This window comes from Mycolicibacterium hippocampi (assembly GCF_010723735.1).
Taxonomy (GTDB): domain Bacteria; phylum Actinomycetota; class Actinomycetes; order Mycobacteriales; family Mycobacteriaceae; genus Mycobacterium; species Mycobacterium hippocampi.
The window spans coordinates 428,421-448,403 of the sequence record NZ_BLLB01000002.1; the positions used below are offsets into that span (position 1 = coordinate 428,421).

23 protein-coding genes are annotated in these 19,983 nt (G+C 68.3%); 12 read left to right on the forward strand and 11 right to left on the reverse strand.

Features of this window, described 5'->3' with window-relative positions; translation table 11 throughout:
- Positions 1–12 precede the first annotated feature (12 nt).
- Genes G6N53_RS03010 through G6N53_RS03020 form a run of 3 tightly spaced genes read right to left on the reverse strand, consistent with a single transcriptional unit; the run spans position 13 to position 2,016 of the window.
- On the reverse strand, positions 13–1,032 hold the full coding sequence (locus G6N53_RS03010) for an NAD-dependent epimerase/dehydratase family protein (RefSeq protein WP_205390264.1): 1,020 nt from the start codon (positions 1,030–1,032) through the stop codon (positions 13–15).
- Entirely contained in the window at positions 1,029–1,538 is a 510-nt protein-coding gene (locus G6N53_RS03015; protein ID WP_163887008.1) for a nuclear transport factor 2 family protein, read from the reverse strand. Before G6N53_RS03015 ends, G6N53_RS03010 begins: the two co-directional genes overlap by 4 nt.
- A 43-nt stretch (positions 1,539–1,581) precedes the next feature.
- Positions 1,582–2,016, reverse strand: a complete 435-nt coding sequence (locus G6N53_RS03020; protein ID WP_163887010.1) for a hypothetical protein — start codon at positions 2,014–2,016, stop codon at positions 1,582–1,584.
- A 69-nt stretch (positions 2,017–2,085) separates the two neighbouring features.
- On the opposite strand from G6N53_RS03020, the gene msrB reads away from it, so the two are divergent.
- Positions 2,086–2,544 carry a peptide-methionine (R)-S-oxide reductase MsrB gene (gene msrB / locus G6N53_RS03025; protein WP_163895387.1) on the forward strand — a complete coding sequence of 153 codons (459 nt, stop codon included), beginning with the start codon at positions 2,086–2,088 and terminating at the stop codon, positions 2,542–2,544.
- Positions 2,541–3,050 (forward strand): peptide-methionine (S)-S-oxide reductase MsrA, encoded by a 510-nt coding sequence (gene msrA / locus G6N53_RS03030; protein ID WP_163887012.1) that lies wholly within the window; start codon positions 2,541–2,543, stop codon positions 3,048–3,050. Before msrB ends, msrA begins: the two co-directional genes overlap by 4 nt.
- Positions 3,051–3,052: 2 nt before the next feature.
- On the opposite strand, the gene G6N53_RS03035 is transcribed toward msrA, so the two are convergent.
- Positions 3,053–4,414: a cytochrome P450 gene (locus G6N53_RS03035; RefSeq protein WP_163895390.1), complete on the reverse strand. Its 1,362-nt coding sequence runs from the start codon at positions 4,412–4,414 to the stop codon at positions 3,053–3,055.
- 107 nt (positions 4,415–4,521) lie between these two features.
- On the opposite strand from G6N53_RS03035, the gene G6N53_RS03040 reads away from it, so the two are divergent.
- A complete protein-coding gene (locus tag G6N53_RS03040) occupies positions 4,522–5,103 on the forward strand; it encodes a TetR/AcrR family transcriptional regulator (protein ID WP_163887013.1) in 582 nt (193 codons plus the stop codon).
- Between the two features lie 8 nt (positions 5,104–5,111).
- Here G6N53_RS03040 and G6N53_RS03045 read toward each other — a convergent pair whose 3' ends face one another.
- Positions 5,112–5,681, reverse strand: coding sequence for a TetR/AcrR family transcriptional regulator (locus tag G6N53_RS03045; RefSeq protein WP_163887015.1), 570 nt, complete (start codon positions 5,679–5,681; stop codon positions 5,112–5,114).
- 83 nt (positions 5,682–5,764) lie between these two features.
- Here G6N53_RS03045 and G6N53_RS03050 point away from each other — a divergent pair, with 83 nt between their 5' ends.
- A complete protein-coding gene (locus G6N53_RS03050; RefSeq protein ID WP_163887017.1) occupies positions 5,765–6,442 on the forward strand; it encodes a class I SAM-dependent methyltransferase in 678 nt (225 codons plus the stop codon).
- Between the two features lie 23 nt (positions 6,443–6,465).
- Here the strand turns inward: G6N53_RS03050 and mmpH are convergent, their stop codons facing one another.
- The 4 genes from mmpH to G6N53_RS03070 form a co-directional block, all read right to left on the reverse strand.
- Positions 6,466–7,530, reverse strand: coding sequence for an MMP endo-(1,4)-3-O-methyl-alpha-D-mannosidase (gene mmpH, locus G6N53_RS03055; RefSeq protein WP_163887019.1), 1,065 nt, complete (start codon positions 7,528–7,530; stop codon positions 6,466–6,468).
- Positions 7,523–8,248 carry a class I SAM-dependent methyltransferase gene (locus G6N53_RS03060; RefSeq protein ID WP_163895392.1) on the reverse strand — a complete coding sequence of 242 codons (726 nt, stop codon included), beginning with the start codon at positions 8,246–8,248 and terminating at the stop codon, positions 7,523–7,525. Before G6N53_RS03060 ends, mmpH begins: the two co-directional genes overlap by 8 nt.
- The gene (gene manT / locus G6N53_RS03065) at positions 8,242–9,477 is read right to left on the reverse strand and encodes an MMP alpha-(1->4)-mannosyltransferase (protein ID WP_163887021.1); all 1,236 of its coding nucleotides are present in this window, start codon (positions 9,475–9,477) and stop codon (positions 8,242–8,244) included. Before manT ends, G6N53_RS03060 begins: the two co-directional genes overlap by 7 nt.
- 218 nt (positions 9,478–9,695) lie before the next feature.
- A complete protein-coding gene (locus tag G6N53_RS03070) occupies positions 9,696–10,151 on the reverse strand; it encodes a PPOX class F420-dependent oxidoreductase (RefSeq protein ID WP_163887023.1) in 456 nt (151 codons plus the stop codon).
- Positions 10,152–10,219: 68 nt separating this feature from the next.
- On the opposite strand from G6N53_RS03070, the gene G6N53_RS03075 reads away from it, so the two are divergent.
- From G6N53_RS03075 to G6N53_RS03085, 3 genes are all read left to right on the forward strand, one after another.
- Positions 10,220–10,525, forward strand: a complete 306-nt coding sequence (locus G6N53_RS03075) for a DUF222 domain-containing protein (protein WP_163887025.1) — start codon at positions 10,220–10,222, stop codon at positions 10,523–10,525.
- 62 nt (positions 10,526–10,587) lie between these two features.
- Entirely contained in the window at positions 10,588–11,895 is a 1,308-nt protein-coding gene (locus G6N53_RS03080) for an MFS transporter (RefSeq protein WP_163887027.1), read from the forward strand.
- Between the two features lie 2 nt (positions 11,896–11,897).
- Entirely contained in the window at positions 11,898–12,536 is a 639-nt protein-coding gene (locus G6N53_RS03085; protein ID WP_163887030.1) for an FMN-binding negative transcriptional regulator, read from the forward strand.
- Here G6N53_RS03085 and G6N53_RS03090 read toward each other — a convergent pair.
- Together G6N53_RS03090 and G6N53_RS03095 are read right to left on the reverse strand one after the other, a co-directional pair.
- On the reverse strand, positions 12,476–13,021 hold the full coding sequence (locus G6N53_RS03090) for a hypothetical protein (RefSeq protein ID WP_163887032.1): 546 nt from the start codon (positions 13,019–13,021) through the stop codon (positions 12,476–12,478). The two genes, G6N53_RS03085 and G6N53_RS03090, sit on opposite strands and share 61 nt — an antisense overlap.
- Positions 13,018–14,628: an AMP-binding protein gene (locus G6N53_RS03095; protein WP_163887034.1), complete on the reverse strand. Its 1,611-nt coding sequence runs from the start codon at positions 14,626–14,628 to the stop codon at positions 13,018–13,020. The genes G6N53_RS03090 and G6N53_RS03095 overlap by 4 nt, the downstream gene beginning before the upstream one ends.
- Positions 14,629–14,740: 112 nt before the next feature.
- On the opposite strand from G6N53_RS03095, the gene G6N53_RS03100 reads away from it, so the two are divergent.
- The 5 genes from G6N53_RS03100 (at position 14,741) to G6N53_RS03115 (ending at position 19,981) form a co-directional block, all read left to right on the forward strand.
- Positions 14,741–16,123: an acyl-CoA dehydrogenase family protein gene (locus G6N53_RS03100; RefSeq protein WP_163887036.1), complete on the forward strand. Its 1,383-nt coding sequence runs from the start codon at positions 14,741–14,743 to the stop codon at positions 16,121–16,123.
- 87 nt (positions 16,124–16,210) lie between these two features.
- Positions 16,211–18,055, forward strand: a complete 1,845-nt coding sequence (locus G6N53_RS03105) for a hypothetical protein (protein ID WP_371870799.1) — start codon at positions 16,211–16,213, stop codon at positions 18,053–18,055.
- The gene (locus G6N53_RS29780; RefSeq protein ID WP_205390265.1) at positions 18,052–18,225 is read left to right on the forward strand and encodes a hypothetical protein; all 174 of its coding nucleotides are present in this window, start codon (positions 18,052–18,054) and stop codon (positions 18,223–18,225) included. Before G6N53_RS03105 ends, G6N53_RS29780 begins: the two co-directional genes overlap by 4 nt.
- Positions 18,222–18,656 (forward strand): hypothetical protein, encoded by a 435-nt coding sequence (locus tag G6N53_RS03110; protein WP_237166355.1) that lies wholly within the window; start codon positions 18,222–18,224, stop codon positions 18,654–18,656. Before G6N53_RS29780 ends, G6N53_RS03110 begins: the two co-directional genes overlap by 4 nt.
- Positions 18,653–19,981, forward strand: a complete 1,329-nt coding sequence (locus G6N53_RS03115; RefSeq protein ID WP_163887040.1) for a hypothetical protein — start codon at positions 18,653–18,655, stop codon at positions 19,979–19,981. Before G6N53_RS03110 ends, G6N53_RS03115 begins: the two co-directional genes overlap by 4 nt.
- Positions 19,982–19,983 lie beyond the last annotated feature (2 nt).

Consider the following 19,983-nt stretch of genomic DNA (forward strand, 5'->3'; position numbering starts at 1 on the left):
GACACCTGACCGTCAGGGTGCGGACCTGCCGGCGCGTTTGGCCTCGCGCAGACCGACCCAGAACTTCGCGGCCTCTCTGATAGATTCCTCCACAGGCCTTGGCTGCCAACCCAATTCGCGTTTGGCCTTGCCGCAGTCCACCGGCGCCTCGGCACGCATCAAGCGCAGCGAGCCCAGTGACAGCCGTTCGTCGGTACCCGTCAACCGGGCTTTGGCGCTGCCAACGGCCGCCATCGCGTAGGACAGCACCAGCGGCATCTTCCTCGTCGGCGCGGCGACGCCGGCAGCGTCGGCGGCGATCCGCACCACCTCGGCATTGGAGATCATCTTCTCCGAGATCAGATAGCGTTCGCCGACGCGTCCCTTCACCGCGGCGAGCAGCATCGCGTGCGCGGCGTCGTCCACACCGACGGCCTCCAGTTCGATTCCGCTCATCACGAACGGCAACTTCCCGAAAGCGGCGCCGGCGATGATCGCGCCGTGCGGGGTGCGGCCCCAGTCCGCGCCGCCGTAGGTCGTGGACACACACATCGCCACGGCGGGCAGGCCGCGGTGGTGCGCGTAGTCCAGCACCAGGTTCTCGGCCTGCACCCGCGATCGCACGTAGGGCGTCAGGCCGCGGTCGACGATGACGGAGGACTCCGTGGCGACCCGCCCCCGCTCGCGGCCCACAGTGACGTAGCTGCTGGTGAACACGAACTTGCGGAGACCTTCGGCGACGCCGGGTTCCACGGCGATGTCGAGAACGTTGCGAGTGCCCTCGACGTTGGTGTGGAACAGCGGTGCAGGATCCCGCAACCAGCCGCGGGTGTCGACGACGCAGTAGTAGACGACGTCGCAGCCGGTCATCGCCTCGCGCAGCACGTCGTCGTTCCAGATGTCCCCGACGAAACGCGTGACCTCGAGGTCGTCGATGCCGATCGTATTGGCGCCGTCGCGCACCATCACCCGGACGTCCTCGCCTGCGGCGACGAGCTGGCGGGTGACGTGGCTGCCGAGATACCCGTTGGCGCCGATGACGAGTGACGTCACGAGCCGCTCCGGCCGTACTGGGCCATCCACTCGGCCGCGACGTCGGGCAGGGTGCCGAGTTCCTCGGCCTTCCTGCACCACTTCACCGTCGCTTTGACGAACCGCAACGGGTTGTAGATGTCCTCCTGGCGACACCATTTGCCGTCGCCGGCGTAGGTGACGATGGAGATGTTGGTGGCGCTGACGATGGTGCCGTCGCCGGGGTCACGCATCGGGTTGTCGAGTTCGCAGATGACGCGCCCGGTCGTCTCGTCGTAGACCTTCCACCGCGACGGGAACGACGTCATGTAGCTGCCCGGGAAGGTCTCCATGGTGTTCCAGATCCAGGGCCGCACCTCGTCTCGGCCGTGCATGGTGCCAGCTGCGTGTTCGATGTAGAGAACGTCGTCGGTGTACTGGTCAACCCATGGATCCCAGTCCCGGGTGCGCGCCGCTCGGTCGACCGTCTGCTCGAAACCCGCGAACGCTTCGGTGAGCTCTTCTCGGGTGAAAGTGTTGCCCGTCACATCAGAAATAGAACACGTTCTACTGTCGGTTGTCGAGGCGGGGTCAGGTCGCGCTCAGCACCCGACGGTCACCGAGTGGCTGCTGCAGCGGCACATCCAGACCGCCGGACACCGCGATCGCGATGCAGGCCCGGCCGGCCGCCTGCGGCATCGTCCCGGTGCGCAGGTCGACCACCACGTCGTCGTCCGTCTCACGGACGTCCGCGGTCACCCCGTAGCACTCCGGGATGCCGCTGGTGAAGTGCAGCCTGACGGCGTGCTCGTCGGCGGTACGGCTCCATGCCTGCGGTGACATCGGGCGCACGTCGAGGATCGCCGGCTCGTCGACGAACATCAGGGCGGGGGTATCCGGCGAGGTCTCGGGCACCGGTACCGGCGGCGGACCGGGGGGCGGCTGCGCGGCCGCCGGGGGCGCGAAGCCGCCGACCGTGCCTGCCAGCACGGCGCACGCCACCACGACCGCTGCCAGCATGCGCATGCCCCCAGCCTACCGACGTCCGGGGCTGCCGCGGATTAAAACCGCAGCACAGCGGGTTATATGAGCACTATGCCGCAGCAATACAACAAGAACCCCGCCGCCGTCGAGGCGCTGTCACCCGAGCAGTACCGCGTCACTCAGCGCAACGGCACCGAGCGGCCCTTCACCGGCGAGTACTGGGACAACCACGAGCCGGGAATTTATGTCGACGTCGTGTCGGGTGAACCGCTGTTCGCGTCGACGGACAAGTTCGAGAGTGGGTCGGGGTGGCCGAGCTTCACCCGGCCGATCCAGCGCGCCAACGTCGTGGAGAAGCGTGACTTCAAGCTCCTGATGCCCCGCACCGAGGTGCGCTCGGCGCACGGCGACAGCCACCTGGGACACGTCTTCAAAGACGGTCCGCCCGCCGAGGGCGGTCTGCGCTACTGCATCAACTCGGCGGCCCTGCGCTTCATCCACCTCGACGACCTCGACGCACAGGGGTATGCAGAGTACAAGGGACTTTTTTCGAAGGAGGATGCTCGATGAGCGATCACAAGCGGGCCGTACTGGCCGGTGGCTGTTTCTGGGGAATGCAGGACCTGATCCGCAAGCAGCCCGGTGTGGTGTCGACCCGGGTGGGTTACACGGGCGGCAAGAACGACAACCCGACCTACCGCAATCACCCCGGTCATGCCGAGGCCATCGAGATCGTCTACGACCCGGAGCAGACGGACTACCGGGCGCTGCTGGAGTTCTTCTTCCAGATCCACGATCCGACCACCAGGGATCGCCAGGGCAACGACGTCGGAACCAGCTACCGCTCCGAGATCTTCTATGTCGATGACGAACAGCGGCAGGTTGCGCAGGACACCATCGCCGATGTGGACGCCTCGGGCCTGTGGCCCGGCAAGGTGGTCACAGCGGTGAGCCCGGCGCCGGAATTCTGGGAGGCCGAGCCAGAGCACCAGGACTACCTGGAGCGTTACCCCAGCGGCTACACGTGCCACTTCCCGCGCCCGGGCTGGAAGCTGCCGAAACGCGCGGAGGTCTGAAACTAGTCGCGCCGCGTGCGGCGGTGCATCACGACGCGGCCACCGTCCTTGGGGGTGTAGGCCACTCCACGCGAGTGCGGCTTCTCTCCCGGGGCGGTGGTGGTCTCGATAGTGAAGTGCCGCAACACTGTTCGTAGCACGACGTCCATCTCCACGGTGGCGAACGCCGCGCCCACGCAGCGGCGGGTGCCCCCTCCGAACGGAATGTGGGAGAACGTGTTCGGCCGCTGGCCGACGAAGCGCTGCGGGTCGAACCGCTCGGGGTCGGTGAACTCCTGCGTGCGATGGTGCACCCGGTCGATCGCGACGACGATCGAATACCCCTGCGGGATCACCCATTCCCCGAGCTGGAAGGTAGGGGCGTAGACGTGTCTGCCGGCGAAGTCGATGACGGTGCGCGACCGCTGGATCTCCAGGATGGTGGCCTGCCGGTACTCGTTGCCGTCGGTGTCGGCCTCGGCAGCCAGCCGGGCCAGCACGGCCGGGTGCCGGCTGATCCGTTCGAACGCCCAACCCAGTGTGGCAGCGGTGGTTTCGTGGCCGGCGGCCAGCAGCGTCAGCAGTTCGTCCCCGATGTCCTGACGCGACATCGTTGAGCCGTCCTCGTAGGTACTGCGAAGAAGTAGGGAAAGGACGTCGTCGCGGTCTTCGAGGTTCGGGTCGGCCTGAACCGCGTCGATGAGCCGGCCGATCACCTCGTCGTAGCGCCGCCGGTAAGCAGCCAGGCGGCCCCACGGACTGAACCGTCCGTAGGTGCGCCTCGGGGTCGGCAGCACGGCCAGGCGGGAACCGAGGGTGACCCACGGCGGGATGATGCGCCGCAGTTCGTCCAGGTGTGCGCCGTCGGCGCCGAAAACCGCACGCAGGATGACGTTCAGCGTGATGCGCATCATCGGCTCGAGGGTCTCGAACGCCTGCCCCTCGGGCCAGGCGGCGGCTTCGCGCAGCGTCTCCTCTTCGAAGATCGTCTCGTAGTTCTTGATGCTCTTGCCGTGGAACGGCGGTGTGAGCAGCTTGCGCCGGCGGCGATGATCCGTCCCATCGAGGGCGAACACCGAACCCGACCCCAGCACCCGGGAGAGGTTGGGCTGGATGTTGCCGACGTCGTCGGTGTTGGCCATGAACAACTGTTTGGCCAGCGCAGGATCGGTGACGATCACGGTCCGCCCGAAGACGGGCAGCGTGAGGGTGAAGACGTCGCCGCACCGGCGGACGATCTGGGCGACCGTCCATTTGCGGGAGGCCGAGAAGCCGGCTCCCTGAAGGAACTTGGGGATCGGCGGCGTGGGCGGCAGGCGCACGGGCAGCGGTGAAGCAGCCTCCGAAGCAGGCGGGCGGGGCGTGGTGATGGTCGCTTCGCTCATCGGGTTCTCCCGCTCGATCGGTTTGGTACTGCGGTGTACCGCGGTCATGTCCGGTACGGTACCGCTTGGTACCAAGGTGGCGCAAGGGTGACGGGAGGGCGGATGCGATGACTTCTCCCGTGCTCGCCTCCACCGCCGAACGGCTGCTCGACGGGCTGGCCGCCTCGATCGGGGAGCGCGGCTACCGCGACACCACGGTCGCCGACATCGTGCGCCACGCCCGAACCTCGAAGCGCACGTTCTACGAGCAGTTCGCCGGCAAGGAAGAGTGCCTGATCGAGTTGCTCCGCAGGAACAACGCGGACCTGATCGCCACCATCGAGGCCGCGGTGGACCCCGAGGAGCACTGGCGGGTGCAGATCCGACAGGCGGTGAGCGCCTACGTCTCACACATCGAAGCCCGGCCCGCGGTCACGTTGAGCTGGATCCGGGAAGCCCCGGCGCTGGGCGCCGCGGCGCGCCCGCTGCACCGGCAGGCGATGGACAACCTCACCGACATGCTGGTCACCCTCACCGGCAGCCCGGGGTTCCGCCGGGCCGGGCTGTCCCCGGTCTCCGGACCGATGGCCCTGATCCTGCTCGGCGGACTACGGGAGCTCACCGCGCTTCACGTCGAGGACGGCGGCGATGTGCGCAGCATCGCCGAACCCGCCGTTGCCGCCGCATCGGCGATGCTCGGAACACACTGAGCCGGACGTCAGCCCAGCATCAGGCGCGCCGACTTCTCCAACCTGCGGGCGATCTCCTGATAGGACGCGTAACCCATGCCCGCCCGCACCAGGGCGCCGGAGTAGAGCATCTCCAGGGAGTCGATGACGTCGGGATCGGTGTCGGGACCCAGCGCCGCGGTCAGCCGGTCGCGGATGTCACGCCCGATGCGCAGCCGCAGGACCTCGACGTCGGGGTCCTTGCCGAGCAGTGCAGTCGTCACCGCACCGGCGAACTCCGGCTCGTCGGCCACCAGCATCGAGATGTGGCCGAGGACGTCGATCACCTTGGCGGCGCGATCACCGCCCTGGCGTTCGGTGCACGGTGAACTCGCCAGCCGACGCCAGAAGACCTCGGCCACCAGATGCTCTTTGGATGAGAAGTAGGTGTACGCGGTGGCGGCCCCCACACCGGCCTCGGCGGCCACCCGCCGCACGGTCAACCCGGCGAACCCCTCGCGACTGAGTAGTTCGACTGCGGCGCGGCCCAACCGGTCCACGGTGTCGGCCTGCCTGGCCGTCAGTCGGCGCCGAGTCGACTCCAGAGCCGGATCGGACACATGTCCGGACGCTACTACAACTACCTTGGCCTTGCCAGGCGCCGGATCCGCTCCCGATGCCGGCAGCGGTAGGTTGAACACCGATGAACCACTCCGACACCGCGCTCCCAGCCGACGCCGCCGCCCTGTTCGACCTGGCCGACCGGGTCACCGGATTCATGCCCGCCGACGAGGGCCGCGCGCTCTACGACACCGCCGTGGCCTACCTCGGGGACGGCATCGGTGTCGAGATCGGTACCTACTGCGGCAGGTCGACGGTACTGCTCGGCGCTGCCGCCAAGCAGACCGGCGGGCTGGTGTACACCGTCGACCACCACCACGGCTCGGAAGAGCACCAGCCCGGTTGGGAGTACCACGACACGACGATGGTCGACCCGGTCACCGGGCTGTTCGACACGCTGCCGACACTGCGCCACACCCTCGACGCCGCCGAGCTCGACGAGCACATCGTCGCGATCGTCGGACGGTCGCCTGTGGTGGCCCGGGGCTGGCGAACTCCGTTGCGGCTGTTGTTCATCGACGGTGGCCACACCGAGGAGGCGGCGCGTCGCGACTTCGATGGCTGGGCCCACTGGGTCGACGCGGGCGGCGCGCTGGTCATCCACGACGTCTTCCCCGATCCGGCGGAAGGGGGTCAGGCGCCGTTTCACATCTACCGCCGCGCCCTGGACACCGGAGATTTCAGGGAGGTCCGGGCGATCGGTTCGATGCGGGTGCTCGAGCGGGTGTCCGGGTCGGCTGGCGCCCTCGGAGAGGGCTAGAACTCGCCGGCCTTCGGCGAGGGTTAGCGCTCGCTGGTCGCGCACTCGCAGTCGTATTCGCCCTCGAGGCCGGTCGGCAGATCCGTGCCGCGGAAGATGCCGCTGCCGGGTGTGGCCGACGACAGGGCGTCGGCGGCGAGGATGACCGCTGCGCCCGTCCAGGTGGTGCGCTCCACCGGCCAGCGCTTGCCGTCGGCATAGACCAGTCCGGTCCAGTAGGACCCGTCCCCCTCGCGCAGGTGATGCATGGCCGCGAACTGTTCGTGCGCCCGCGCGTGTTCGCCGATCGCCTCCAGAGCCAGCACCAGTTCACAGGTCTCGGCGCCGGTGACCCACGGACGGTCGTCGACACAGCGGATCCCCAGGCCCGGCACGACGAAATCGTCCCAGCGCTCGTTGATGCGGGCCAGTGCCCGCGCCCCACGCAACGCCCCGCCGAGTACCGGGTAGTACCACTCCATCGACCAGCGGTCCTTGGCGACGAACCCTCCGGGATGCTCGGCGATCGCATGACCGAGGCGGCCGACCGCGACCTCCCACTCCGGCTGCGGAGCACGCAGGTAGTCGGCGAGCGCCAACGCACACCGGATGCTGTGGTGGATGCTGGCACAACCGGTCAGCAGCGCCTCCTCGGTGGCGCCGGAAGGGCCTCGGCCCCAGGCGATCTCACCGGTGCTGAACTGAAGTTCGAGGACGAAGTCGATGGCCTTGGCCACCACCGGCCACATCGCCTCGGCGAACCGCCGATCATCGGTGACCAGCACGTGGTGCCAGACCCCGGTCGCGATGTAGGCGCAGAAGTTGCTGTCGCTGTTGGGATCCTCGACGACACCATCGCGGAGTTGGATGGGCCAGCTACCGTCGGGCCGCTGCGTCCGGCGCGACCATTCGAAGGCCGCGCGGGCGGGTTCGAGCAGACCGGCCACCGTCAGCGCCATCGCGTTCTCGATGTGGTCCCACGGGTCGGTGTGGCCGCCCACCGACCACGGGATGGCCCCGCTCGACTCCTGCGTCGCGGCTATCGACTGGGCGGTCTGCCGGCACTGGTCCGGCGTGAGAACGCCTGCTACACCCGGTATCTCAAGCATCGACTACGTCGGGTTTACGGAAATACAGCGCGACGCTCTTTCCGATCAGCGGGTTCAGCGCCGACTCGGCGGCGCGGGTCAGCCAGGGCCGGCTCATCATGTCCCACACCAGCAGCTTGTGATAGGCGCCGACGACCGGATTGCCGGTCTTCTCGGTGCCCACCAGACACTTGAGCCACCAGTACGGCGCATGCAGAGCGTGGGCGTGATGGGTGTGGGTCAGCCGCAGACCGTGCGCAAGGACCTTGTCGCGCAGTTCATCGGCCCGGTAGATGCGGATGTGCCCGCCCTCGTTGGCGTGGTAGGAATCCGACAACGCCCAGCAGATCCGTTCGGGCAGATAACGAGGCACCGTGATCGCCAAGGAGCCGCCGGGCCGAAGGACGCGCACGAGTTGCGCGATCGCCTGATCATCGTTGGGGACGTGTTCGAGTATCTCCGAGGCGATGACGCAGTCGAAAGTACCGTCGTCGTAGGGAAGCTCGAGCGCGTCACCCTTGACCGCCTCGCCCTTGGCCGAAGCCGGCGCCTCACCCTGTTCCTTCATCGCCTGCAGGATCTCGTCGACGTCGTTGAGATCGGAGGCGCTCTGGTCGAATCCGATCACATCCGCACCGCGGCGGAATGCCTCGAAGGTGTGGCGGCCCGCGCCGCAACCGACATCGATCACCTTGGTTCCGGCGCCGACCCCCAGACGGTCGAAGTTCACGGTCAGCACGTCGTCACCCTTTCGCATGCCCGCTCGTAGACCGCGACGGTCTGCGCAGCAACAGATTCCCAGCTGAAGACCTCGAGCGCGCGGCGTCGCCCGCTGTCACCGAGCCTGCGTAGCTCCAACGGCGAGTCCAGCAGCTCGCCGAGCACGTTGGTCAGTTCGTCGACGTCGGCCGGCCTGACCAGCCGGGCGCACTCGCCGTCGGAGCCGACCACCTCGGGCAGGGCGCCAGCCCGGCTGGCGACGATCGGCGTGCCGCTGGCCATCGCCTCCACCGCCGGAAGCGAAAAACCTTCGTAGAGCGAAGGGATGCAAGCGACTTCGGCGGAGGCCAACAGGCTCGCCAACTCGGAATCGCTGAGGCCGCTGGAGCTGTGCACGATGTCGGAGATGCCCAGTTCGGCGATGAGTTTCTCGGTCGGGCCGTTGGGCTCGAGCTTCGCCACGAGCTGGAGTTCGAGATCCCGCTCGATGCGCAGCCGCGCGACGGCATGCAGCAGGTGGCTGACCCCCTTGAGCGGCACATCGGCGCTGGCGATCGCGATGATGCGGTTACGGACCCGCTCCTGCGCCGGCTTGAACAACTCGGTGTCCACACCCAGCGGCACGACGTGCAGCTGGTCGGCGTCGACCGCGAAGTCCTCGGCGATGTCGGCGGCCGAGGTCGTCGACACGGTCAGCAGTTCCGGGATCTGACGGGCCACGGTCTTCTGCATCTCCGCGAAGCCGTACCACCGGCGCACCAGCGGTTTGCGCCACCATTTCGCCGCGGCGACGTCGAGCACCCGGTCCCGGGTGATGGGGTGGTGAACCGTGGCGACCACGGGAAGCCCCGATGCCGCGACCTGCAACAGACCGGTGCCCAGGCACTGGTTGTCGTGCACGACGTCGAAGTCGTCGAGACGCTCGGCCAGCAGTCTCGCGGCGCGCAGGCTGAACGTCTTGGGCTCCGGGAATCCGGCGGTCCAGGTTGTGAGCAACTCCTGCAGGTCGATCCGGGTCTTGATCTCATTGGGCATCGGCACGCGGAACGGGTCCGGCTCCCGGTAGAGGTCGAGACTGGGCACCTTGGTCAGACGCACCCGCGGATCGAGAATCTCGGGGTAGGGCTGGCCGGAGAAGACTTCGACGTCGTGGCCGAGCTCGACCAGACCGCGGCTCAGATGCCGGACGTAGACGCCCTGACCGCCACAGTGGGTCTTGCTCCGGTAAGACAGTAAGGCAATGCGCATGCTCAGCTCACATGCCCTGCACGGCGCGCACGCGCACTGATGGTCGAGGTGCTATAGCCGCGCTGAGCTGGCCGAATCGTATGCAGCAAGAAACCCCAACCCTCCTGGACATGTGTCCAGACTATAGTTTGACGTGCTAGCTGACGCAACGCGACCGCTAGCTCTGACTACCACAGACGCCGCCGGGCGTCCTGTCCCGCCTCCCCGCCGTCCCTCCGTCACCCCGGCGGGAACCCGCCCGTCGCGACCGGTCCCCATCGCTGCGGGGTGACCCTGATCAGGCACTTGTGTTGATCGATCATGGCCTGGCGATACTCCTCCCAGTCCGGGTGCTCGCCGGCCACCGAGCGGAAGTACTCCACGAGCCCTTCCACGGCCTCCGGGACATCGATCACCTCGGCGCGGCCGTCGACCTGGACGTAGGGCCCGTCGAATTCGTCGGACAGCACCACCACACTGGCCCGGGGACGGCGCCGGATGTTGGCCGCCTTCGCGCGCTGCGGATAGGACGCGACGACGATGCGCCCCTGGGCGTCCACACCACCGGTCACCGGCGAACTCTGCAACGATTCCCCGGCCCGGAACGTCGTCAGCACCATCCGGTGCCTGGGCCTGATGAACTCCAGCAGTTCAGGCAGCGTGACCTCGTCGGCGGTGGCGAACTTCCTGGCCATGGTCCCAACTGTATCGACGTGTCCCAGCCTGTCCGATCCTGTCGGAGCCCTTGGATATCGTTGCGAACATGAGTTCGAAGAACGAGATACTGACTGCCCTCGACGCCGCGGATGACGCCTGGCAGGCGCTGTCCACCGAGCCGATCACCGCCCTGCGTCCCGCCGATCAGCGCGCCGTGCTGATCCGGCTGGAGGCGATGGACAAGAAGCTGGCCGCCCTGCGGCGCAAACTGCTCGGCGCGATGGTGGTCGGCCCGGCGCCGGTCGAGTTCGCCGGAGCGCCGTGGGCCGAGGTGCTGGCCCGCCGGTTACGGATCTCCGTCGGGGAGGCGCAGCGGCGTATCGACGACGCGTCTGAACCGAAGTCGGCCTGACAACCCCGCCGAATGGTGGGGACTGTCTTTACAATCTTGCTCACCACTGTCAAGGGAGCGAGATGGCCGGGTTCGACAGCGCAGGCGTTGCCGAATGGCGGCGCTACGGCAAGGTGCCGTTCGCCGCCGGTCTGGGCTATTCGATGGGCGTCATCCACGTCTACTGCCTCGGTGTGTTCATGGAGCCGCTGCAGAACGAGTTCGGCTGGAGTCGCGCCGAGGCTTCGGTGGGACTGACGATCGTCGGCATCGCTGCCGCCGTCGCCGCCTTGCCGATCGGCCTGACCGTCGATCGGTTGGGTCCTCGGCGGGTCGGCCTGGTCGGCGTGACGCTCATGGCCGCAGCGTTCGCACTCCTGGGCAGCGCGACCGGGTCGATGACCAACTGGCTGCTGCTGTGGGGGGTCCTGGCGTTCGCCTCGTTCTGGGTGCAGACCACCGTCTGGACCTCTGCGGTAGCCAGTCGTTTCGAGACATCCCGCGGCTTGGCGCTGGCCGTGACGCTCTCCGGGGGATCGCTGGCAGCAGCGGTGTTCCCCCCGTTGGCCACCGTTTTCATCGGCGTATGGGGTTGGCGCGGAGCGTTCCTCGGCCTCGGTGCGCTGTGGGGGTTGCTGGTCGCCACCGTCGTGTGGCTGTTCTTCCGCGGCGCGCAGGATGACAAGACCCGGGCGTCCGCCCGCGGCGAGGGACCCCCCGCACCCGCGGCGGCCGACCTGCCCGGGCTGACGCTGGCCGAGGGCCTGCGCTCGGCAACGTTCTACAAGCTGCTGACAGCGGCCGGCCTGTTCGCCTTCACCACCCTGGGTGTGGTGGTGCACCTCGTCCCGATCCTGCGGGATGCGGGCGCCGACCCGCTGGGGGCCGCCGGCGCCGCCTCGCTGGTGGGCGTCTTCTCGATCGTCGGTCGGTTGGGCATCGGTGTGCTCTTGGACCGGTTCTCGGGCCGAGTCGTCGGCGCGTGCGCCTATCTGGTGCCCATCGTGGGCGCCGCCCTGCTGCTGTTCGACGGCGCCAACCCGGTGAGTCAGACCGTCGCCGCGGCGCTGTTCGGTCTCACCCTCGGTGCCGAGGTCGATGTCATCGCCTATCTCGCCTCACGGCACTTCGGGCTCAAGAACTTCGGCGGGCTCTTCGGCGGTCTGGTCGCGGCGCTGTCATTGGGCACCGCGTTCGGCCCGTTGGCGTCCGGCGCGACTTCAGATCATTTCGGCGGATATTCGAACTTCCTGATCCTCACCATGATCCTGATGGGGGTGAGCAGCCTTCTGCTGGCCAGCCTCAAGGCGCCACCCACCTGGACGGTGAACGTGTCGGCGTCGGACGGGACCGACAAATCGAGCAGCGTGGATGGCTCTACGCTCGGGTGACCATGTACATCCCGCCGAGGTTCGCGTTGTCGGAGGCGGACGCCCGTGCAGCGCTGGCCCGGGCAGGCTTCGCCCATCTGGTCACCCACACAGGCGACGGGATGCTGGTCACCCCGTTGCCGCTGCTCTACGACCGCGGCCGGCACTCGTTGATCGGACACGTCGCACGCGCCAACCCGCACTGGCAGGCAGTCGGAGCCGACTCCGTCGCCATCTTCTCGGGTCCGCAGGCCTATGTCTCGCCCAGCTTCTACGCCACCAAGCAGGAGACCGGCAAGGTGGTGCCGACGTGGAACTACGAACTCCTCACAGTCCACGGTCGGCTGGTCGCGCATGACGACCCGGCGTGGCTACGCGACCTGGTGACCCGGCTGACCGACCGCCACGAACAGGGCCGCGCCGAACCCTGGCAGGTCACCGATGCCCCTGAGACCTACTTCCGCAGTCAACTCCGGGGCATCGTCGGGGTCGAGTTGACGATCACGTCGGTGGAAGCCAAGCGCAAGATGTCGCAGAACCAACCCGAACGCAACCGCGCAGGCGTCGTCGCCGGCCTGAAGAGTTCCGCCAGTTCTGCGGATCACGAAGTGGCAGAACGAGTCTCAGATTTGGGCAGCACGAAGGCGAACGGCCTCGGATAACCCAGGCCCTCGAGGTGCGCGTGCCGCAGCGCGTCGAGGCCGATCGGGCGCATCTCACCCGAGGACGGTTCGTAGCAGCGCAACACCCCGGCGGTGGCCTCGACGACCAGCACCCAGTGCCGCGGGATCCATCGACCGATCAGCATCGGCACCGGTAAGTCGGACCGGACCGCGTCGAGGACGTCGCTTACCCCGTCGCGCCTGCCCCACCACAGCCGCCATCCGTATCGCACCCCGCGACCGCGGGAGTAGCCCGTCAGTGCCCGTGCCATCGCCATGGGGGTGGTCCCCAGCGCCCGCGGCCACACCCGGTTGACCAGGGCGTGTACCCGCAGCTGTTCCTGCGCGAACCACGCTCGGTCGGCCCCGGCGCCCGACAGCTGTGAGCGGTACGCGGGGTCCAGCAACGCCCCGGCGACGACGGCCACGGTGGGTCCACACGTCCTGCCGTCGCGCTGCCGCAACCGCAACGCGGCGATCCTCACCCGGCACCGCCGAGCAGTTCCTCTCCGCGGGACCGCAGATCGACCTTGCGCACCTTGCCCGTCACGGTCATCGGGAACTCGTCGACGACCTGTACGTAGCGCGGAATCTTCTGGTGGGCGATCTGTCCGGCGCAGAAGGCCCTCAGACTCTCGGCACTGGGCGGCTGCGCACCCTCGACCACTCGGATCCAGGCCATCAGTTCTTCGCCGTACTTCTCGTCGGGCACTCCCACGACCTGGGCGTCGACGATGTCGGGATGGGTGTAGAGGAACTCCTCGACCTCGCGGGGGTAGATGTTCTCCCCGCCCCGGATGACCATGTCCTTGATCCGGCCGGTCACGCTGAGGTAGCCGTCGTCGTCCATCACCGCGATGTCACCGGTGTGCATCCATCCGTCGGAATCGATGACCTCCGCGGTCTTGGCGGGATCGTTCCAGTACCCGGCCATCACGCTGTAGCCCCGGGTGCAGAGTTCGCCCGGGGTGCCCCGGGGCACCTGGGCGCCGGCTTCGTCGACGATCTGGATCTCCAGATGCGGGCCGACCCGGCCGACGGTGCCGACCCGGCGCTCCAGCGAGTCGGTCGGCAGCGTCTGGGTGGACACCGGCGAGGTCTCGGTCATGCCGTAGCAGATCGCGACCTCGTTCATGTGCATCCGGTTGATGACGTTGCGCATCACGTGCTCCGGACACGGCGAACCCGCCATGATCCCGGTCCGCAGGCTGGAGAGGTCGAACTGGTCGAACTCCGGCAGCGAGAGCTCGGCGATGAACATCGTCGGAACGCCGTACAGCGACGTACACCCGTGCGCGGCAACGGCTTCCAGGCTCGCCTGCGGATCGAATCCCGGGGCGGGTATCACCATAGCGGCGCCATGAGAGGTACACGCCAGGTTTCCCATCACCATGCCGAAGCAGTGGTAGAACGGCACCGGGATGGCGACCCGGTCGGCCTCGGTGTACCCGAGGCCCTCACCGACCAGGTAGCCGTTGTTGAGGATGTTCGTGTGTGTCAGCGTCGCGCCCTTGGGAAAGCCGGTGGTGCCCGAGGTGTACTGGATATTGATCGGATCCGACGACCGCAGGCCGGCCTGCACGCGATCCAGCGCGTCGCTGTCGACGTCGGTCCCGGCAATCGCGGACCACTCCGGTGATCCGACGGTGATGACGTCTTCGAGGTGCGGGCACCGACCGCGCACCGTGTCGAGCATCGCGACGTAGTCCGACGTCTTGAACGACGTTGCCGACAGCACCATCACGACCGACGACTGGTTGAGCACGTACTCCAGTTCCTCGGTCCGGTAGGCCGGATTGATGGTGACGAGAATGGCGCCGAGTTGCGCGGTGGCGTACTGGATCATCGTCCACTCCGCGGTATTGGGCGACCAGATGCCGACGCGATCACCCGGGCCGATGCCGCGCGCCAGCAACCCGGTCGCGATCCGCCGGGTGGCCTCGTGGAACTGCGAGTAGGTCCACCGGCGGCCGGTGGCGCATTCGATCAGCGCATCGCGGTCACCGAACCGCTCGGCGGTCCGGGCCAAGTTGTCGCTGATCGTGTCGTCCAACAGGGGTGGCTCGGCGACTCCGGACGAGTGCGACAACATCGGCTGCTTCCCTCCACCGTGGATTTCTCACCCGGGCTGGGTACTGGACCCAGCGTAGGCCGGATGAAAGTGGGGTTCGTCACAATGTGTTGTTCACTTCGCGGGGGTGTCCATGAGCTTTGATCTCACGCCGACGGCGGCGCAGCACGACCTGGCCCGACGGACGCACGAGTTCGCCGAGCAGGTGGTTCGTCCGGTGGCCGCCGATTACGACCAGCGCCAGGAGTTCCCCTGGCCTGTCCTGGAGGAAGCGGCGGCGCAGGGCTTCTACAGCCCGCTGTTCTACCGCGATCTGATCGGCGACCCGACCGGGCTGTCACTGCCGATGTTCATGGAGGAGTTGTTCTGGGGGTGCGCCGGCATCGGGCTGGCCGTTGTGATGCCGGCCCTGGCCCTCTCCGCCATCGGCCAGGCCGCCTCGCCCGAGCAGATGCTGCAGTGGGCACCGGAATGCTTCGGCACGCCCGGCGACCTGAAGCTGGCGGCGCTGGCGATCTCAGAACCCGAGGGGGGCAGCGACGTCCGCAACCTGCGCACGACGGCCCGCCGCGACGGTGAGGACTGGATCATCGACGGGCACAAGATGTGGATCGGCAACGGCGGCATCGCCGACGTCCACGTGGTCAACGCCGTCGTCGATCAGGAGCTGGGCCACCGCGGCCAGGCGTTGTTCATCGTCCCGGGCGGCACCCCCGGCCTGGATATGGTCCGCAAGCTGGACAAAGTGGGCTGTCGCGCCTCGCACACCGCGGAGTTGCGATTCAACAGCGTCCGGGTGCCCGGGGACCATCTGCTCGGCGGCCAGGAGAAGCTCGACCGCAAACTCGCCCGCGCCCGCGAAGCCGTCGAGGGCGCCAAACACTCCGGTTCGGCCACGATGGGAACCTTCGAGCAGACCCGGCCGATGGTCGCCGCGCAGGCTCTCGGCATCGCCCGGGCGGCGCTGGAGTACGCCACCGAGTACGCCAACCGGCGGGAGGCGTTCGGCGCACCGATCATCGACAACCAGGGGATCTCGTTCCCGCTGGCCGATCTCGCGACCACCATCGACGCGGCGCGCTTGCTGACGTGGCGGGCGTCGTGGATGGCCGCCACCGGGGTGCCGTTCGAGCGGGGTGAGGGTTCGATGGCCAAGCTCGCCGCCAGCGAGGTGGCGGTCCGCACCACCGAGCGGGCCATCCAGACCATGGGCGGCTGGGGCTACATCAAGGACCACCCGGTGGAGAAGTGGTATCGGGACGCCAAGCTCTACACGATCTTCGAGGGCACCAGCGAGATCCAGCGCATCGTGATCTCCAACGCGCTGGGGGCCGCTGATGGGAAGCCGCCGATGCACTTCGAGCTGGAGCCGACCGGCGGTCCGTTGAACAGGGCCTTCGGCAGGGGGACGCCGATGCGCACCCAGGTCGCCAACTCCGCACTGTCGATGAAGGACCGAATCCCGGCGCCCGTCATGAACGCGGCGATGAAGGTGTTGCGTCCACCGCGCAAATAGGAGATACCCGGTACCCCTGGTTTCACCCTGGCCGGTTCTGGCTACATTACTCGCGAGTCATATAGGTGTCGGAGACAGCAGGTGGGGATGACGATGGAGTTCTCTCGAGGGGCGGCAACGGTGCTGGCGCAAGGTGACGAGGGCGGCGGTACCGCGCTCAACGAGATCATCGGGTTGTCGGTGGCCGGGGCTGTGGTCACCGCCGTGCTGCTGTGGATCGGCTATCTGCACCGCAATCACAAGATCACCTGGCTGACGTCGCTGGCCGACTGGTCGGGACACCGCTTCAAGCGCCCGTCCTGGGTGGCGTTGCCGATCGCGATGTTCATCTCGTCGATCATCTGCGCGCTGTTCGGGTTCATCTGGGACGTCAGCCTGCACATCGGCAACGGCCGCGACGACGGTGCCTTGGCAAACCCGGCGCACTACTTCATCCTGATCGGCCTGTTCGGGATCTTCGTCGCGGGCTGTACCGCGATGGTGCTGCCGTACGACAAGCCCGGTCCGTCCGCGGTGCGCATCACCGACGACTGGCACGCCCCGGTCGGCGGCATCGTGATGGCCGGGTGCGGGCTGTACGCGCTGATGGGCTTCCCGCTCGACGACATCTGGCACCGCATCTTCGGCCAGGACGTCACGCTGTGGGGACCGACCCACCTGATGATGATCGGCGGGGCGGGGTTCTCGACGCTGGCCGCGCTGTACCTGGAACACGAAGGGCGGCGGGATAGGCCGGAGGACGCCCCGCGTGACGGGGTAGGGCTGAAATTCGTCCAGTACCTCGCGTTCGCCGGCGTACTGATCGGGGCGTCGGTCTACCAGATCGAGTTCGACTTCGGCGTGCCGCAGTTCCGCCAGGTCTTCCAGCCGATGCTGATCGCCGCGGCGGCGGCGTTGGCGCTGGTGGCCGCCCGGATCTTCATGGGCCGCGGTGCAGCGCTGATCGCGGCGCTGCTGGCCATCGGGCTGCGGGGGCTGGTCGCGCTGGCGGTGGCCCCGGTGCTGGACGCGCCGGTCAACTGGTTCCCGCTCTACCTCGGCGGCGCCGTCGTCGTCGAACTCCTGGCGCTGACCCCGCTTCTCAAACGTCCGGTCGTGTTCGGCCTGGTGGCCGGTCTGGGCATCGCGACGGTGGGCCTGTGGCTGGAATCGCTGTGGGTCAACGCCGTGTACCCGCTGCCGTGGCCGTCGAGCATCTGGCCGGAGGCGCTGGCGATGTCGGTGCCGGTGGCTGTCCTCGTCGGTGCCTGCGGCGCCATGGTCGGCATGGTGCTGTGCGGTCAGCGCCTGCCACGCCGGGCGGTCGGTGTGGGTCTGGTGGCCCTGACCGTCGTCGCCATCGGTGCGGCGACCGCCAACGGCCTGCGGTACGACATGCCGCAGAACGCGACCGCCCAGGTGACGCTGACCGAGGCGCCCGCCGTCGACGGTCAGCGCTACGTGACCGCCGACGTGCGGCTCACGCCCCCTGATGTCGTAGGCGAGGCCCCCAACTGGGTGACCGTGCTGGGCTGGCAGGGCGGCCTGCAGAATCAGCGCGGTCAGTTCGTCGACAACCTCGAGCAGGTCGGCCCCGGGCACTACGTCTCCACCGAGCCGATGCCGGTGTCGGGAACGTGGAAGACGCTGCTGCGGGTGCACGACGGCCGGACGCTGGCGGCGGTGCCGATCTTCCTCGCCGGCGATCCCGGGATCGGCGCCGAGGAGGTGCCCGCCGAAGCGCAGTTCACCCGGCCGTTCGTCTCGGAGATCACCATCCTGCAGCGGGAACGCAGCCCCGACATCCCCGAGTCGCTGTGGCTGATCGGATGCCTGATCGTGCTGGTCTGCACGCTGGCCATGGTCGCGGGAGTGACCTGGGGCGGCGGCCGGATCAACAACACCGAGCCCAGCGGCAGTGACGCGGAACTACAGCCCTCAGCGCAGTCATGACCGCCGGCCCCGACATCGAGATCCTGGCCGACCATCCGATCTGGATCGCGGTGCCGGCGTTCGCACCCGCGATCGTGGTCGCCGGGGTGGTCGTCTACATCGCCGTGAAGAACCGGAAGAAGGCCGTGAAGAACCAAGAGGACGAACCAAAAGGACAAGGCCGACCGTGACAGTGCGTGATCGGGCCCTGGTGGTGACGGCCGCGGCCGTGGTGGTGCTCTCGGGCTGTGGCGGCAGCGGTGAGGGCGGCACGGCGGCCCCGAGTACGACGCCGGGCAATCCGGAGGCCGCCGCCGCCGCCAGCGCGGCCGAGACCTCCCAGGAGGCCCAGCCGGCGCCGCTGGTCATCGACATCACGATCGAGGGCGGCGAGGTCACCCCCACGAACGTGGCGCGCGACGCCGGTGTGGGACAGCCGATCGAGTTGCGGGTCGACAGCGACAGCGCCGACGAATTGCACGTGCACTCGACGCCGGAGCACACCTTCGACGTCGGCGTCGGCCCCGGCCAGACGTACCGGTTCACCGTGGATATGCCCGGCCGGGTCGACGTCGAACTGCATGAGCTGCACAAGACGGTCGCGACCATCCAGGTGCGATGACCGCGGAGTCGTCAGTCGCCGTGCTCGCGCACGGCCTCGGCGGTTCCGCCGACCTGCCGATCCCGTACACCTATGCGCTCGTCGGTGCGGCCTGGGCGTTGACCTTCACGTTCGCCGTGGTTGCGGTGGCGTGGAAAAAACCGCGTTTCGACCCCGGCAAGCCGGGCAGGACACTGCCGGGCTGGGTCACCACCGCGGTGGACGCGCCGGCCACCCGCTGGGTGATCGCCGGGGTGGCGCTGGTGCTGACCGGCTGGGTGGCGATGGCGGCGTTCTTCGGCCCGGGCGGCGCCGAGAACCCGCTTCCGGGGGTGTTCTATGTGCTCCTCTGGGTGGGGCTGCCCGCGCTGTCGCTGCTGATCGGCCCGGTGTGGCGGGTGGTCTCGCCGGTGCGTGCCGTCGTCAAGCTCACCGGTGGCCGCACGCTGGGAGGCGCCTACCCGCCGGCGCTGGGGTACTGGCCCGCGGCGGTCGGTCTGTTCGCATTCGTCTGGCTCGAGCTGGCCAGCCCCGACCCCGGGTCGGTGGGCGCGATCCGCACCTGGCTGTTGATCTATCTCGGGGTGACGCTGGCCGGGACCCTGTGGTGCGGAGCCCCATGGAGCGCCCGCGCCGATCCGTTCGAGGTCTACAGCGTGGCCGCGTCGCGACTGTCGCCGCTGCGCCGCGACGGCGCGGGCCGCATCGTGGTCGGCAACCCTTTTGATCATCTGCTGACGATGCCGGTGCGGCCCGGGACCGTGGCCGTGCTGTCGATTCTGCTGGGTTCGACGGCGTTCGACAGCTTCTCGGCGATGCCCCAGTGGCGCGCGTTCGTGGACTCCGCCACCTCGTCGGCGCTGACGGCGACGCTGTTGCGCACCGGTGGCCTGCTGTTGTTCGCCGGCGTCGTCGCCGCCACGTTCTGCCTCGCGGCGCGCTGCACCGGCGGGGTGGACGCGCAGCGGCGTCGCGAGCTTCCCGGCCTGATGGCGCATTCGCTCATCCCGATCGTGCTCGGCTACGTGTTCGCCCACTACCTGACCTATCTGGTGGAACGCGGCCAGCAGACGATCATCCGCCTCGCGGACCCGCTGGACCGGGGGTGGAACGTGCTGTGGCTGGCGCAGGCCGAGGTCAGCTACGTGTTGTCGATGCATCCGGCGGTGCTGGCCACCCTCAAGGTCGGGTTCGTGGTGGCCGGCCACATCGCGGGGGTCATCGCCGCGCACGACAGGGCGTTGGCGCTGCTCCCCGAGCGCCACCGGTTGACCGGGCAGCTGGCGATGATGCTGGTGATGGTGGGATACACGTTCACCGGCCTGTATCTGTTGTTCGGCGGGTGACG